We start from the raw sequence: 15097 nt of genomic DNA, 5'->3' as shown, positions 1-15097 counted from the left end.
AACGTTAAAACCCTTTCTGTTTTTTCACGGGACTTAAGCATGAGCTTATCGTCCAGCGAATTTTTTTAGCGCGTTTATAAGACAGGATCGAAAATGAAAAAGAGCACACTGGCATTAGTGGTAATGGGCGTTGTGGCTTCCGCATCTGTACACGCAGCCGAAGTTTATAATAAAAACGGTAATAAACTGGACGTATACGGCAAAGTTAAAGCAATGCACTACATCAGCGATGATGACACTAAAGATGGTGACCAGACTTACGTCCGTTTCGGTTTTAAAGGCGAAACACAGATTAACGATCAGTTGACGGGCTATGGCCGTTGGGAAGCTGAATTTGCCGGTAACAAAGCAGAAAGCGACTCTACACAGAAAACGCGTCTGGCGTTTGCTGGTCTGAAACTGAAAGACATTGGCTCTCTGGATTACGGTCGTAACCTGGGCGCACTGTACGACGTTGAAGCCTGGACCGATATGTTCCCTGAGTTCGGCGGTGACTCTTCAGCCCAGACTGATAACTTCATGACCAAACGTGCGAGCGGTCTTGCCACCTACCGTAACACCGACTTCTTCGGTGCGGTTGATGGCCTGGATATGACCCTGCAGTATCAGGGCAAAAACGAAAACCGCGATGTCAAAAAACAGAACGGTGACGGTTTCGGTACCTCTCTGACCTATGACTTCGGTGGCAGCGACTTCGCCGTCAGCGGTGCCTACACCAACTCTGACCGTACTAACGCACAAAACCTGCTGACGCGCGGCGAAGGTAAAAAAGCGGAAGCATGGGCAACCGGTCTGAAATATGACGCTAACGATATTTATCTGGCAGCGATGTACTCTGAAACCCGCAATATGACCCCAATTTCGGGTGGTTTTGCGAATAAGGCTCAGAACTTTGAAGTTGTTGCACAATACCAGTTCGATTTCGGTCTGCGCCCGTCCCTGGGTTATGTCCAGTCTAAAGGCAAGGATATCGAAGGTGTGGGTGACGAAGATCTGGTGAAATACATCGACGTGGGCGCGACCTATTATTTCAACAAGAATATGTCCGCGTTTGTTGATTATAAAATCAACCAGATTGATGACGACAATAAACTGGGCGTGAGCAGCGATGACATCGTTGCTCTGGGTATGACCTACCAGTTCTGATATTGTTGAAATAAAAAATCCCGGCGCAGATGCCGGGATTTTTTTTGCCTGGAGGGGGTCGGGTTTACTGCCCTCACCCCATCCCTCGCGAAGAGAGAGGGAGAAATATCGCGATTACGCCGTCAGCTTAACCGCTTCGCTGGAAAAGTTATCCGCGGGTTCAAGCTTCAGATCCAGGGTGGCCAGCAGTGCTCTTGCCTTTTCGAGGTACTCTTTCAAAGTATGCTCCAGGCGGTCGATCACTTCCTGGTCTTTGATGGGGGCTGTTTGCCAGTAGCCGTCTTTATTAAACAGGCCGAACTGGTAGCTATACGTAAAACGTTTTTCTTCCGCTTCCATTTCCATCCACCAGCCCCAGAATTCACGTTTTTCGGGTGCAGGCTTCACGTTGACGCATACAGCCAGGCAGTCGAAAAAAAAGCGATTTTCTTCACACTGCTCTTCTCGAATATACGGGCCGAGAGCCATAAACTTCTTGATCAGTCTACTTTTCGGGTGTCCACTCGGTAACGTCATTGCGATCTCCTTTTGTGAAGCCACTGTTTTACCAAACCAGCAAAATTTAGCAATCTATTAACACAATCTCTGCGCGATCCAGCGTGTGATCTCTCTCAATGCTTTGTCAAAATTCTGGTACACCGGGCTGAACGGTACCTCAAGCAATTTGCCATCCGCAGATGACGAAGTGATTAAGCGTGACTCCTCTTCGGGACTGAAGGGATCGTTTTTCCAGTACCCTGACATCATCGGCGTAGGGCAACGCCGTCCCAGCAACCCCTGCGTTTTTAGCGAGTAACGATTGAGTTCAACGCGCAGCGCTTCGTCTGATGCATCATGCATGCCAAGGCGGCTGGCCAACACATCAAGGTACATTTCCGGCACGCGGCCCTGCCGGGTCGGATCGCTGAGCAGAGCGTGCACCACCGGGCCGAGACAGGCGACGGCCTTCAGGCGTGAAGCTTCAAGGTAAGCCAGACGCACGGCGACGTTGGCGCCAAAGCGGAAGCCAAATGCAGCAACACGCGTGTGGTCAACCCATGGAATGTTTTCCAGCGCTTTTAATGCATGCTGGTGCAGAAGACTCGAGTCCTGAGTCAGTTTCCATTTGGATGAAAAGCCAATTGATGGCATATCCAGCGTCAGCATCGCGATCCCTTTTGGTGCGAAGTAACGCTCATACAGGCTGTAATAGTCGATTTGCAGTGAATCCAGCCCGCCGCACATCAAAACGGTCGGGAACGGGCCTTCGCCTTCTGGCATATGCAGGAACCCGGTGACGGGCGCGCCACCCGGGATGGTAAACTCCAGTTCGCGCATCCGGCCCGGCAAGCGTTGAGCGGCCTCTTCGTAGGCGCGATTCGCCAGCGCCTGAGCCTGCTCGGCCAGCTCATCACCTTTCAAATGCGGGTATGCGGCAATAGCATAGAGGTTGGCTGCATGCAGCCAGTGTTTGCCGCTGAGCGTGGCGTCCTCTTCCTGGCTGGCTTTTTGCTGCCAGAGCATCGCCTGTTTAGACCATTCGTAGATCCAGTTTCCCCCGCGATAACCCACGACCGTATCGTAGAGTTCACTGTCGGTACGCTCGGCTTCGCTCATCACGATACGCGCCTGCACATCAAGGATTTCACGGGGATCAATACCGCGCCAGATCCACATCAGACGGTTAATCATGCGGTACCAGTGGGGCACGTTTTTACCGTCTAATGCAGACTGGACGGCAGGCATGGTCCCCGGATTAAACCGGCGCACCAGTGTCGACGTTTCAGGATGTTTGAAACGGGGTTTGAAGAGAGTCTCGGTGAGATTCGCCTGCGTCATTACGTTGCCTCCATGAATACGTCATATAGAGACCATTGTAACGCGCGTCAGACTAAAAAAAACAACGCCCGGTATCACCGGGCGTTAAATAAGTGCGTAAGAGAATTAACGACCAGAGATTGGCGGTACGAATACCACGCCCATATCCCATGGCTGTTCAATCCAGGTATCCTGAGGGATATCAATCACGTAATCGTCAACCAGCGGACGGCCTGCTGGCTTCGCGAAGATGGTGACGAAGTGGGCTTTTGGATACATTTCGCGGATAGCCACCGCGGTACCGCCGGTATCAACCAGGTCGTCGATAACGATGAAGCCTTCACCGTCGCCTTCCGCACGTTTCAGCACGGTCAGCTCACGCTGGTTGTCATGGTCATAGCTGGAGATGCATACGGTATCGACATGACGAATACCCAGCTCACGTGCCAGCAACGCCCCCGGTACCAGACCGCCACGGCTGACGGCAATAATGCCTTTCCACTGTTCGGAAGGCATCAGACGCGCAGCCAGTTTGCGTGCGTGAATCTGCAACATGTCCCAGGTGACGACGTATTTTTCGCTCATGTGAAGTGTCCCAGCCTGTTTGTATACGGCTTAAAAAGTGTTCGAGGGGGAAATAGGTTGCGCGAGATTATAGAGATCTGACGCACTAAAAACCAGTGTTTAGCGCCCGGAGCCTGAGTTTTTACATGCTTTATGCTACCAGCCACCGGAGAAAGTGGTATTCTCAGTTGCATCTCGCAAGCCTGTCTTGTGGTAACTATTAACCTGCTAACCCTGTGACCTGCAACTCGCTTTGCAGGGCATCGACAAGGAGACTTATCGTGTCTGAACTGTCTCAATTATCTCCACAGCCACTGTGGGATATTTTTGCCAAAATCTGTTCCATTCCCCACCCTTCCTACCATGAAGAACAGCTTGCCGAACATATTATGGGCTGGGCGAAGGAAAAAGGTCTGCATGCTGAACGCGACCAGGTTGGCAACATTCTGATCCGCAAACCGGCGACCGCAGGCATGGAAAACCGTAAACCGGTTGTGCTGCAGGCGCACCTGGACATGGTTCCACAGAAAAACAACGACACCGTTCACGACTTCACCAAAGACCCTATCCAGCCTTACATCGATGGCGACTGGGTGAAAGCGCGCGGCACGACCCTTGGTGCAGATAACGGCATTGGTATGGCGTCTGCTCTGGCGGTACTGGCGGACGACAGCGTTGAGCACGGTCCGCTGGAAGTGCTGCTGACCATGACGGAAGAAGCAGGCATGGACGGCGCGTTCGGTCTGCAGGCGAACTGGCTGCAGGCGGACATCCTGATCAACACCGACTCTGAAGAAGAGGGTGAGATCTACATGGGCTGCGCCGGCGGGATTGATTTCATCACGACCCTGTCACTGTCCCGCGAAGCGATCCCTGCTGGTTTCCAGACCTTCAAGCTGACGCTGAAAGGGCTGAAAGGCGGCCACTCCGGTGGTGATATTCACCTGGGTCTGGGCAACGCCAACAAACTGCTGGCACGCTTCCTGGCTGGCCACGCGGCTGAGCTGGATCTGCGTCTGGTGGATTTCAACGGTGGCACACTGCGCAATGCCATTCCGCGTGAAGCCTTCACGACCGTGGCAGTACCCGCAGCTAAAGCTGACGAGCTGAAAAAGCTTTCCAGCGTATACCTGGATATCCTGAAAAACGAACTGTCAGCGAAAGAGAAGAACCTGACCGTGGTGCTGGAGTCCGTGACTACCGACAAAGCGGCACTGACCTCCCCGTCTCGTGACGCCTTCGTTCAGTTGCTGAACGCGACGCCAAACGGCGTAATTCGTAATTCAGACGTCGCGAAAGGCGTGGTTGAAACCTCCCTGAACGTGGGCGTGGTCACCATGAGTGATGACAGCGCGGAGATCATCTGCCTGATCCGCTCGCTTATCGACAGCGGTAAAGAGTATGTGGTGAGCATGCTGGAGTCTCTGGGTAAACTGGCGGGTGCGCACACCTCCGCAAAAGGTAGCTACCCAGGCTGGCAGCCGGATGCCAGTTCGCCGGTGATGGCGCTGGTGCGTGAAACTTACCAGCGTCTGTTCAACAGTACCCCGAACATTCAGGTGATCCACGCCGGTCTGGAGTGTGGTCTGTTCAAGAAACCGTATCCGAACATGGACATGGTGTCTATCGGGCCAACCATTACCGGTCCGCACTCGCCGGATGAGCAGGTTCATATTGAAAGCGTGGGTCATTACTGGACTCTGCTGACTGAACTGCTGAAAGCGATCCCTGCTAAGTAATTCGCCGTATGATGCCCGGTAGCACGTTGCCTGCCGGGCTGACAAATCCGCCTGCTATAACCCCAATACCAGTTGCCGCTCCAGTTGCGGGTCCAGCAGCGTCACGTGTAACCCCACCAGCCTGACTCCCCGCCCTGCCCGCCGCTCTTCCCAGGCTTTTCTCGCAGTGGCGATAAGATCGTCTTTATTCAGTCGCGGCCAGACATGCTCCTGCGTCGTCTGCTGGAAATCGTTAAACTTCAGCTTAACGCCCTGACGGGCAATCAGCAGGTCGGGTTTTACTTTCGCTAACCGCCGCTCCAGTTCGGGATAAAGTTGGTCAGTGATAATGACTTCACACTCGGACCAGTCATGGATGTCTTCCATCAGCGTGCGTTCAACCCCGACCGATTTACGCAGCCGCTCACTGCTCACGCTGCGCTCATCAATTCCCTGACTGCGCTCCCACAGCACGCGACCAAACTTACCGAAACGCTTAAGCAGCATGGCCAGATCGCTTCGCTGTACATCTTCACAGGTCCGTAATCCCATACTTTCCAGCTTTGCAGCAGACACTTTCCCCACGCCGGGGATTTTGCCGAGCGGCAGCGTTTTTAAAAACGCCGGAACCTCTTCCGGAGTGATGACGTACTGACCATCGGGTTTATTCAAATCAGACGCTATTTTGGCGAGAAATTTCACCGGTGCGACGCCCGCGGAAGCGGTCAGATTGAGCTCGTTGAAGATAGTCCGGCGGATCTCCTGCGCCATTAACGTTGCGGAGCCGTGGCAGTGCAGGCTGTCAGTGACATCCAGGTAGGCTTCGTCCAGTGACAGAGGTTCAATCAGCGAGGTATAGCGAGAGAAGATCTCGCGGATATGCAGGGAGGCTTCTTTGTAGGCTTCAAATCGGCCGGGCAGCAGTGTGAGATGAGGGCACAGCTTTAGCGCCATGGCAGTTGGCATAGCGCTGCGCACGCCAAATTTGCGCGCAGGGTAGTTGGCGGTACTGATCACACCGCGCTGGACACGGCTACCGCCAATCGCAATAGGTATATCCCGCAGCGCCGGATTGTCACGCATCTCCACTGCGGCAAAAAAGCAGTCCATATCGACATGGATTATTTTGCGCATAGTAAGCCCTCACTCATCACTGGATAAGTATACAGTAAAGAAATGAGAGTTGAGAAGTGTGTTTCCCCTCTCCTCCTGGAAGAGGGAAAACACCGGACTCACTACAGGATCCGCCGGGCCTCGCGCGCCATGCGTTTTTTACGGGCGTCGCAGGGTTCGGGGCAGTCACACACTTTTTCCATCCCGAGCGCGGAGATACCACCACAGCTGCCCTGAATGCTTTTACGCTTTATGATCCAGCCCAGAGACATGCCGAGTACAACAAGCAAAAAAACCGCGAATGTTGCCAGAAACGTCAGCATCATCACCCCCCGAAGTCATCCAGCAGGATGTTCTCATCTTCCACACCCAGATCTTTTAGCATCTTAATGACTGCAGCGTTCATCACTGGCGGCCCACACATGTAAAATTCGCAATCCTCTGGCGCAGGATGCTGCTTGAGGTAGTTTTCATAAAGCACGTTGTGGATGAACCCCGTGTGACCGGTCCAGTTATCTTCCGGTTGCGGATCGGAGAGGGCCACATGGAAGGTGAAGTTTGGGTTTTCACGCGCCAGCTGCTCAAACTCATCATCATAGAACATCTCTCGCAGCGAGCGTGCCCCGTACCAGAAGCTGATTTTGCGCTTGCTCCCGAGGCGCTTGAGCTGGTCAAAAATGTGCGAACGCATCGGTGCCATGCCCGCGCCACCACCGATAAAGACCATTTCAGCCTCGGTCTCTTTAGCAAAGAACTCGCCAAACGGACCGGAGATGGTCACCTTATCTCCCGGTTTCAGGGACCAGATATACGACGACATCACGCCCGGGGGTGCATCAGGCACATTCGGCGGCGGCGTGGCGATACGCACGTTGAGCATAATGATGCCCTTCTCGTCCGGGTAGTTGGCCATTGAGTAGGCGCGAAGCGTCGGTTCTTTAACGTCAGACACAAAACGGAAAAGATTGAATTTGTCCCAGTCGGCACGGTACTCATCCGGAACGTCGAAGTCCGTATACGCCACGGTGTGCTCCGGGCACTCAATCTGGATGTATCCCCCGGCCCGGAACGGAACATCTTCCCCTTCCGGCACGCGCAGCTTCAGCTCTTTAATGAAAGTCGCTTTGTTATCGTTAGAGATAACTTCACACTCCCATTTTTTGACCCCGAAGATCTCTTCCGGCAGCTCAATTTTCATGTCCTGGCGCACCGCGACCTGGCAGGCCAGACGGCAACCCTCTTTTGCCTCACGCTTCGTGATATGCGCCAGCTCAGTGGGCAGAATATCCCCTCCCCCCTCTTTCACCGTGACGCGGCACTGACCGCAGGAGCCACCGCCACCGCAGGCTGAGGAGACAAAGATTCCGTTACCGGAGAGCGTATTGAGCAGTTTATCCCCCGCCGGCGTGCGGATCTGGTTTTGCGGCTCACCGTTGATATCAATCACCACGTCGCCGGAATTCACCAGCTTCGCGCGTGCCGCCAGAATCAGCCCTGACAACACCAGTACAATCAGCGTGAACATCACCACGCCAAGAATAATTTCCATCTGTTAGCCCTTATAGCTGCACACCGGAGAAGGACATAAAGCCCAGCGCCATCAGCCCGGTGGTGATAAAGGTGATCCCTAAGCCACGTAAACCCGCAGGCACATTGGCATATTTCATTTTTTCGCGGATCCCCGCCATGGTGACGATAGCCAGCATCCAGCCGATGCCGGAGCCGAAACCATACACAACGGATTCACTGAAGTTGTAATCACGCTGAACCATAAACGATACGCCACCAAAGATGGCGCAGTTCACCGCGATCAACGGCAGAAAAATCCCCAGCGCGTTGTATAGCGACGGGAAATACCTGTCGAGGATCATCTCCAGGATTTGTACCAGCGCCGCAATCACACCGATAAAGGTGATGAAGTTCAGGAAGCTGAGATCGACACCGTCTACCAGCGCACCGTCGCGCAGCACAAAGTTGTACACCAGGTTGTTAATCGGTACAGATAAGCCGAGCACCACCGTGACCGCAACACCCAGACCAAACGCCGTCGATACCTTTTTGGAAACGGCAAGAAACGTACACATGCCCAGGAAAAACGCGAGTGCCATGTTTTCAACAAACACCGCGCGCACAAATAAACTCAGGTAATGAGCCATCGTCGGTTACTCCTTTTCCTGCTGTTCTGGCTTCAGGGTACGAATCAGCCAGATCAGCAAACCGATAATGAAAAATGCGCTTGGGGCCAGCAGGAAGAGTCCGTTTGGCAGATACCAGCCGCCGTTTTGTACCGTGTCCAGCACCGTGACGCCAAACAGCTTACCGCTGCCGATCAGCTCGCGCAGGAACCCAACGGTCAGCAGGATAACGCCGTAACCGAGACCGTTACCGATCCCGTCCATAAAGCTCGCCAGCGGAGGCATTTTCATCGCATAAGCTTCGGCACGCCCCATCACGATGCAGTTGGTGATAATCAGGCCGACAAACACCGAGAGCTGTTTTGACGTTTCATACGCGAAAGCGCGCAGTAGCTGATCGACCACGATCACCAGCGACGCGATAATCGCCATCTGCACAATGATCCTCACGCTATTCGGGATGTGGTGGCGGATCATGGAGATAAACATGCTGGAAAATGCCGTCACCAGCGTGACCGCGACGGTCATGACCAGCGCGGTTTCCAGTTTTGTCGTGACCGCCAGCGCCGAACAGACTCCCAGCACCTGTAAGGTAATAGGGTTATTCGCCAGCAGCGGACCGATGAGCACCTTTTTGACTTCTTTCAGTTCACCCGTATCAGCCATTGTTCAGCGCTCCTTCACGTACGTTTTTCAGGAAAGGACCAAAGCCCAGCTCGCCCATCCAGAAATCAAAACTGTGCTGCACCCCTTTTGACGTGAGCGTTGCCCCGGAAAGCCCGTCTACGGCATATTCGTCACCCGGACGCGCAGCCCCTTTCATCACCTTCAGGGCAGGCAGGCCGTTATCGTCGAGCACTTTCTTGCCGACAAACTGCGCGCGCCAGTTAGGGTTTTCAACCTCACCGCCGAGCCCCGGCGTTTCGCCCTGGTCATAATAAGTAATCCCTTTCACCGTGCGACCATCCGTATCGAGTGCCACAAAGGCGTACATCATCGACCACAGCCCGTTGCCGTATATCGGCAGCACGACCTCCTGCACCCGCTTCTGCTCATCGCGCACGAGGTAAATTTCGGTGAGGTTACTGCGACGCTTGATGCCAGCGGGATCTTGCGATGCCTCCAGCGTCAGGCTCATCTCAGGGTCTTTCAACGCCAGTGCCTGGTTAAATTTCGTCGGGTCTTTATCCAGCAACTGGCCGGTTTTTAAATCCACCAGACGCGCCGAAATGCGCTCCGCGAAGAGTTCAGCCACGTCGTCTGTACTCATCCCTTCCTGCATTAACCCGGCCACAGCCAGGATGTTGCGTTGTTTATCCAGCGCGCGCTGCTCCTGTTGCCGTGGTTTTAATCCCACGGCAGAGCCAGCCACGACAATGGAACAGACCAGGCAAAGGACCAGCACCACCAGCAGCGTTTTGCCAATGCTGTCGTTATTCTTGCTTTCAGCCACGCGCTTTCCTCCGCTTAATGTTGGCGCGCACGACCAGATAGTCGAAGAGCGGCGCAAACAGATTGGCAAACAGAATGGCCAACATCATCCCTTCCGGATAAGCCGGGTTGACCACACGAATCAGGACACACATCGCACCAATGAGCACGCCATAGCTCCATTTACCTTTGTCGGTAAAGGACGCAGAGACAGGATCGGTGGCCATGAACATCATGCCGAAAGCGAACCCACCCAGCACCAGATGCCAGTACCAGGGCATGGAGAACATCGGGTTGGTGGCGGAACCGATGAAATTAAACATCGTGGCTGTTAACACCATGCCAATCATTACCCCTGCGACAATGCGCCACGACGCGACGCGTCCGAAGAGAATGATGGCGCCACCGAGTAAAATCATCAGCGTGGAAACTTCCCCAACAGAGCCGGGAATGTTGCCAATAAAGGCATCCAGCCAGGTCACGGGTTGACCCGTGGCGTTGTTAACCAGCGTTTCGCCCCCGTGCGCGGCCCACTGTGAAAGCGGCGTCGCACCCGAGAACCCATCCGCGGCCGTCCACACCAGGTCGCCAGAGATTTGCGCCGGATACGCAAAGAACAGGAAAGCTCGCCCGGCCAGCGCCGGGTTGAGGAAGTTGCGCCCGGTGCCACCGAAGATTTCCTTGGCAATCACCACGCCAAAACTGATCCCCAGTGCCGCCTGCCAAAGCGGCAGCGTTGGTGGAACAATCAGGGCAAACAGAATCGACGTCACGAAGAAGCCTTCGTTGATCTCATGTTTGCGAATGATGGCGAACAGCACTTCCCAGAAGCCCCCCACGATAAACACCGTGATGTAGATTGGCAGGAAGAATACGGCTCCCAGCGTCATCATGCTTATCCAGCCGGCATCGGCTGCAAAGCTGACCCCCAACGTCTGAGCCAGTCGGTAGTGCCAGTCCGACTGGATAACCTGAGCCAGCTGTGGGGCATCATATAAATGATGCAGCGCCGGAATGGTCTGCAGGCCAACGTTGTACATACCCCAGAACATGGCCGGGAAGACCGCAAACCAGACCAGAATCATCATTCGTTTGAGGTCGATAGCATCGCGGACGTGTGCCGCCCCTTTTGTGACCAGCCCCGGCGTGTAGAAAATGGTCGCCGTTGCTTCATACAGCGGGTAGTACTTCCTGAGCTTCCCGTGCGTAAAGTGCGGCTCTATTTTTTCAAAGAGGTGTTTTAAGCCCATCAGTTATCCTTCCTGCTCAATGCGGGTTAACACCTCGCGCAATACCGGTCCATATTCGTATTTTCCCGGACAGACATAGGTACAGAGCGCCAGATCTTCTTCGTCAAGCTCGAGGCACCCCAGCGCCTGGGCACTGTCGGTGTCGCCGGCCAGTAGATCGCGCAGCAGCAGAGTTGGCAGAATATCCAGCGGCATAACGCGCTCGTAGTTGCCAATCGGAACCATGGCGCGCTCTCCGCCGTGGGTGCTGGTCGAGAAATTAAAGAGTTTGCGACGCAGGAAGTGTCCAAGGGTGGTGCGGGTCACGGAATACTTCTCAGCGCCCGGCAGAACCCAGCCGAACAGCTCTTTCTCGCGACCTTCCAGAACCACACTGACCTGCAGGTGGAAGCGCCCAAGATACGCCTGCGCGCCAGCCGCATGACGGCCACTGAGCACCGAGCCAGAAATCAGGCGGTTTTCACCCTCTTTCGTTTCACCGGCAAGCAGTTCATTAATGTCCGCACCCAGCAGCGTTTTCACCAGGCGTGGATTTGCTGCCTGTGGCCCGCCGAGGGCGATCACCCGTTCAGGGCACAGTTCACCGGTGGTAAAGAGCTTACCAATGGCAATCACGTCCTGATAATTCAGATGCCAGACCTGTTTCGTCAGGCTCACCGGCTCCAGGAAGTGGATATGCGTTCCGACTAACCCCGCCGGGTGCGGGCCTGCAAACGTATTAAACGTAACTTGCCCCTGCGGATGGCCCCCGAGTTTGCCGCCGCCCGCCTGACAGACGTGGACCTTCCCCGAGGTCAGACGGGTTAACACGGTTAGCCCGGCATCAAACGCGTTACGCTGCGCCAGAATAATGGGCTCCGGGTCCGCGCTGAGCGGGTTGGTATCAATGGCGGTGACGAAAATAGCGGCCGGAAGCGTGTCCGGAACAGGCGATTTGCTGAAAGGTCGCGTGCGAAACGCCGTCCACAAGCCGGACGCCAGCAGTTGTGCCTGAACGGCTTCCCGGCTCAGGGCGGCGAAATCTGCTGCGTCGAAACGGGAAAACTCACGTTGTTCGTCGCCTTCAATACGGATAACCACCGACTGCAGGACGCGACGTTCACCGCGATTGATTGCCACCACGGTACCGCTCGCGGGGGCCGTAAACATAACGCCAGGATTTTTTTTGTCCTCGAAGAGCGCCTGTCCTTTAATGACGCGATCGCCTTCCTGCACCAGCATTGAGGGACGCATTCCCAGGTAGTCATCGCCCAAAATGGCGACATGGCGGACACTTGCGCCAGGCGAAACGTGCGGCTCGGGCACGCCTGCAATCGGCAGATCAAGTCCTTTTCTGATTTTAAACATGTGGTTAGCAAGCTTCCATGAACTTCAATCCAGAGGGGGCGAAGTGTACCATTTTCACTATTTTTCGGGCACCAAAACCTCGGTTGCAGGCGCTAAAGTGCGAGGTATTACGCAAAGTTCCTGGAGCCAACGCGATTTTGATGGTTTATAAAGTAAAACTAATTTGTAAACTCACCGCCCGGCTCTTGCGAAAATCTATGGCGGTGCTAATGTGAGCGCACCTAACAGAATAATCTGATTTCGGGTCTCTTTTGCCGTCCTGGCAATTTGGTCTTAGTTTTATCAAGGAACTAGTAGTATGCGTAAAATCGCATTGTTCATTGCGATGCTCCTGATTCCGTGCGTATCGTTTGCCGGGCTGCTCAGCAGCAATAGCTCAACCACGCCGGTCAGCAAAGAATATAAACAGCAGTTAATGGGATCACCGGTTTATATTCAAATCTTCAAGGAAGAACGCACACTCGATCTGTTTGTAAAAATGGGCGAGACATATCAGCTGCTTGATAGTTACAAGATTTGTAACTACTCCGGTGGTCTGGGGCCAAAACAGCGTCAGGGCGATTTCAAAAGTCCGGAAGGGTTTTACAACGTTCAGCGTAGCCAGCTAAAACCTGACAGCCGCTTCTATAAAGCCATTAACATTGGCTTCCCGAACGCCTATGACCGTGCCCACGGTTATGAAGGCAAATACCTGATGATCCACGGTGCATGCGTGTCTATCGGCTGTTATGCGATGACCGATACCGGCATTGATGAGATTTTCCAGTTTGTCACCGGCGCACTGGTCTTTGGTCAGCCGAACGTTCAGGTCAGCATCTACCCGTTCCGCATGACCGATGCCAACATGGCACGTCACAAGTATTCCTACTACGCGGATTTCTGGAAACAGCTGAAACCGGGTTACGACTACTTTGAGCAGACGCACAAGCCGCCGGTTGTCTCGGTTGTCGATGGCCGCTATGTGGTCAGCAAGCCGCTGAGCCACGAAGTCGTCCAGCCACAGCTGGCATCAAACTACTCGGTCCCCGAGACAAAATAAGACCCACTCGCCTGGCATAATCTTTTGCCAGGTTTCGTTGCCCGTCAGCGGCTGGGTCGCGATCACTGTGACCACATCATTCGGTGTGGTCTCTCGTTGAAAATCAATTTCCACATCCTGATCGAGCAGCTTGGCGACGCCAAACGGCGCGCGGCGCGTGATCCAGAACAGATTGGTCGAACAGAACGCCATCACATAACGCCCGTCAGACAGCAGCATGTTGAACACGCCCTTCTCACGCAGTTCTGATGCCAGCGACGCAATGTATTTGAAGACGGCGGTCATGTTGCCGGGCGTGCGGGGATAACGCTGCGTCAGCTTGTGCAGCAGCCAGCAAAACGCTTTTTCGCTGTCGGTCTCACCGACCGGACGGAAATTGCCCGTCTCCAGCGACTTGTAGCCGGAGAGCTGGCCATTGTGCGCGTAGGTCCAGTGACGGCCCCACAGCTCGCGGGTGAACGGGTGGGTATTTTCCAGCGCCACTTCCCCACGGTTTGCCTGACGGATGTGGGCAATCACCGAGCGGGACTTAATGGGATAGTCCTGCACCAGTCTGGCAATCGGGGAATTAAAGCTGGGCTGTGGATCTTTGAATGTGCGACATCCTTTGCCTTCGTAGAAGGTAATGCCCCAGCCGTCTTTATGCGGCCCGGTGCCCCCGCCGCGCTGAACGAGCCCGGTGAAGCTAAAGCAGATATCGGTTGGCACATTGGCGCTCATCCCGAGCAATTCGCACATACATCACCTCCACAACAGCGGGGGCAATCATGCCCCCAGCGAAGTCTTACTTAACCATCTCTTTTTCGATCAGCTGGATCAGGATGTGGATCACTTTGATGTGAATTTCCTGAATGCGGTCAGCATAACCGAAGTGTGGAACACGGATTTCGATATCCGCCGTACCGTCCATCTTACCGCCATCTTTACCGGTCAGGGTGATGACTTTCATCCCTTTTTCACGCGCTGCGTCAATCGCTTTGATCACGTTAGCCGAGTTTCCGGACGTCGAAATACCCAGCAGCACGTCACCTTCACGGCCCACGGCTTCAACGTAGCGAGAGAAGATATAGTCATAACCAAAATCGTTACTGACGCAGGAAATGTGGCTCACATCGGAAATCGCAATCGCCGGGTAGCCCGGACGGTTTTCACGATAACGCCCGGTCAGCTCTTCTGCAAAGTGCATCGCATCACAGTGGGAACCACCGTTACCACAGGAGAGCACTTTACCACCGGCCTTGAAACTGTCGGCCAGCAGGACCGCTGCGCGCTGAATAGCGTGAATATTGGCATCATCTTTCAGAAAGTTAGCCAGCGTTTCCGCCGCTTCGTTCAGTTCGTTACGAATAAGATCCTGGTACATGAGGATAATCCTTCAGTATTGATGAAATAACACAGTGGAGTGTACCGGATAGCGGGAAAAGCGAGAAGCTAAAGCCATGCGAATCGTCTGGCGTTTTGCGTTTTCGTGCCGGCTTAAACCTGAACAATGTGAACCAGGTTGTAATTATTTTGTAAACACATTGCTAAAGGAAATAACATCAACTACAACCATAT

The 15097-nt window shown here is 54.1% G+C and carries 16 protein-coding genes; 3 read left to right on the top strand and 13 right to left on the bottom strand.

The window, feature by feature from the left end; genetic code table 11:
• Positions 1-93 precede the first annotated feature (93 nt).
• Positions 94-1146 carry a phosphoporin PhoE gene (gene phoE, locus ACMGG3_RS00210; RefSeq protein WP_014168769.1) on the top strand — a complete coding sequence of 351 codons (1053 nt, stop codon included), beginning with the start codon at positions 94-96 and terminating at the stop codon, positions 1144-1146.
• A gap of 114 nt (positions 1147-1260) precedes the next feature.
• On the opposite strand, the gene crl is transcribed toward phoE, so the two are convergent.
• The 3 genes from crl to gpt form a co-directional block, all read right to left on the bottom strand.
• Positions 1261-1662, bottom strand: coding sequence for a sigma factor-binding protein Crl (gene crl / locus ACMGG3_RS00205; protein WP_020882784.1), 402 nt, complete (start codon positions 1660-1662; stop codon positions 1261-1263).
• Positions 1663-1719: 57 nt separating this feature from the next.
• Entirely contained in the window at positions 1720-2964 is a 1245-nt protein-coding gene (gene frsA, locus ACMGG3_RS00200; RefSeq protein WP_014168767.1) for an esterase FrsA, read from the bottom strand.
• Positions 2965-3069: 105 nt separating this feature from the next.
• A complete protein-coding gene (gene gpt, locus ACMGG3_RS00195) occupies positions 3070-3528 on the bottom strand; it encodes a xanthine phosphoribosyltransferase (protein WP_010427903.1) in 459 nt (152 codons plus the stop codon).
• A gap of 260 nt (positions 3529-3788) precedes the next feature.
• Between gpt and pepD the strand changes: the two genes are divergently transcribed.
• Positions 3789-5246: a cytosol nonspecific dipeptidase gene (pepD, locus tag ACMGG3_RS00190; protein WP_193163276.1), complete on the top strand. Its 1458-nt coding sequence runs from the start codon at positions 3789-3791 to the stop codon at positions 5244-5246.
• A gap of 54 nt (positions 5247-5300) precedes the next feature.
• Here pepD and dinB read toward each other — a convergent pair whose 3' ends face one another.
• The 8 genes from dinB to ACMGG3_RS00150 form a co-directional block, all read right to left on the bottom strand.
• Positions 5301-6359, bottom strand: a complete 1059-nt coding sequence (dinB, locus tag ACMGG3_RS00185; RefSeq protein WP_014168765.1) for a DNA polymerase IV — start codon at positions 6357-6359, stop codon at positions 5301-5303.
• 101 nt (positions 6360-6460) lie between these two features.
• Positions 6461-6664, bottom strand: coding sequence for a (Na+)-NQR maturation NqrM (nqrM, locus tag ACMGG3_RS00180; RefSeq protein WP_020882787.1), 204 nt, complete (start codon positions 6662-6664; stop codon positions 6461-6463).
• Positions 6664-7887, bottom strand: coding sequence for an NADH:ubiquinone reductase (Na(+)-transporting) subunit F (gene nqrF / locus ACMGG3_RS00175; RefSeq protein WP_025205098.1), 1224 nt, complete (start codon positions 7885-7887; stop codon positions 6664-6666). Before nqrF ends, nqrM begins: the two co-directional genes overlap by 1 nt.
• A gap of 10 nt (positions 7888-7897) precedes the next feature.
• Positions 7898-8494 (bottom strand): NADH:ubiquinone reductase (Na(+)-transporting) subunit E, encoded by a 597-nt coding sequence (gene nqrE, locus ACMGG3_RS00170; protein WP_014168762.1) that lies wholly within the window; start codon positions 8492-8494, stop codon positions 7898-7900.
• Positions 8495-8500: 6 nt separating this feature from the next.
• Positions 8501-9139, bottom strand: coding sequence for an NADH:ubiquinone reductase (Na(+)-transporting) subunit D (locus tag ACMGG3_RS00165; RefSeq protein ID WP_025205100.1), 639 nt, complete (start codon positions 9137-9139; stop codon positions 8501-8503).
• Entirely contained in the window at positions 9132-9926 is a 795-nt protein-coding gene (locus ACMGG3_RS00160) for a Na(+)-translocating NADH-quinone reductase subunit C (protein WP_414149467.1), read from the bottom strand. Before ACMGG3_RS00160 ends, ACMGG3_RS00165 begins: the two co-directional genes overlap by 8 nt.
• Entirely contained in the window at positions 9919-11154 is a 1236-nt protein-coding gene (locus ACMGG3_RS00155; RefSeq protein WP_020882790.1) for an NADH:ubiquinone reductase (Na(+)-transporting) subunit B, read from the bottom strand. Before ACMGG3_RS00155 ends, ACMGG3_RS00160 begins: the two co-directional genes overlap by 8 nt.
• A gap of 3 nt (positions 11155-11157) precedes the next feature.
• The gene (locus tag ACMGG3_RS00150) at positions 11158-12501 is read right to left on the bottom strand and encodes a Na(+)-translocating NADH-quinone reductase subunit A (RefSeq protein ID WP_414149466.1); all 1344 of its coding nucleotides are present in this window, start codon (positions 12499-12501) and stop codon (positions 11158-11160) included.
• 298 nt (positions 12502-12799) lie between these two features.
• Here ACMGG3_RS00150 and dpaA point away from each other — a divergent pair, with 298 nt between their 5' ends.
• Positions 12800-13540, top strand: a complete 741-nt coding sequence (gene dpaA, locus ACMGG3_RS00145) for a peptidoglycan meso-diaminopimelic acid protein amidase (protein WP_014168757.1) — start codon at positions 12800-12802, stop codon at positions 13538-13540.
• Here dpaA and ACMGG3_RS00140 read toward each other — a convergent pair.
• On the bottom strand, positions 13511-14278 hold the full coding sequence (locus tag ACMGG3_RS00140; RefSeq protein ID WP_014168756.1) for a class II glutamine amidotransferase: 768 nt from the start codon (positions 14276-14278) through the stop codon (positions 13511-13513). The two genes, dpaA and ACMGG3_RS00140, sit on opposite strands and share 30 nt — an antisense overlap.
• 46 nt (positions 14279-14324) lie before the next feature.
• Positions 14325-14903, bottom strand: coding sequence for a D-sedoheptulose 7-phosphate isomerase (gene lpcA / locus ACMGG3_RS00135; RefSeq protein ID WP_414149465.1), 579 nt, complete (start codon positions 14901-14903; stop codon positions 14325-14327).
• Between the last annotated feature and the right edge of the window lie 194 nt (positions 14904-15097).

The organism is Enterobacter sp. BNK-18, from assembly GCF_047456135.1.
Lineage (GTDB): Bacteria > Pseudomonadota > Gammaproteobacteria > Enterobacterales > Enterobacteriaceae > Enterobacter > Enterobacter ludwigii.
Note: the sequence above shows the minus strand (reverse complement) of the source record. Positions and strands in the feature narration are given on the sequence as shown.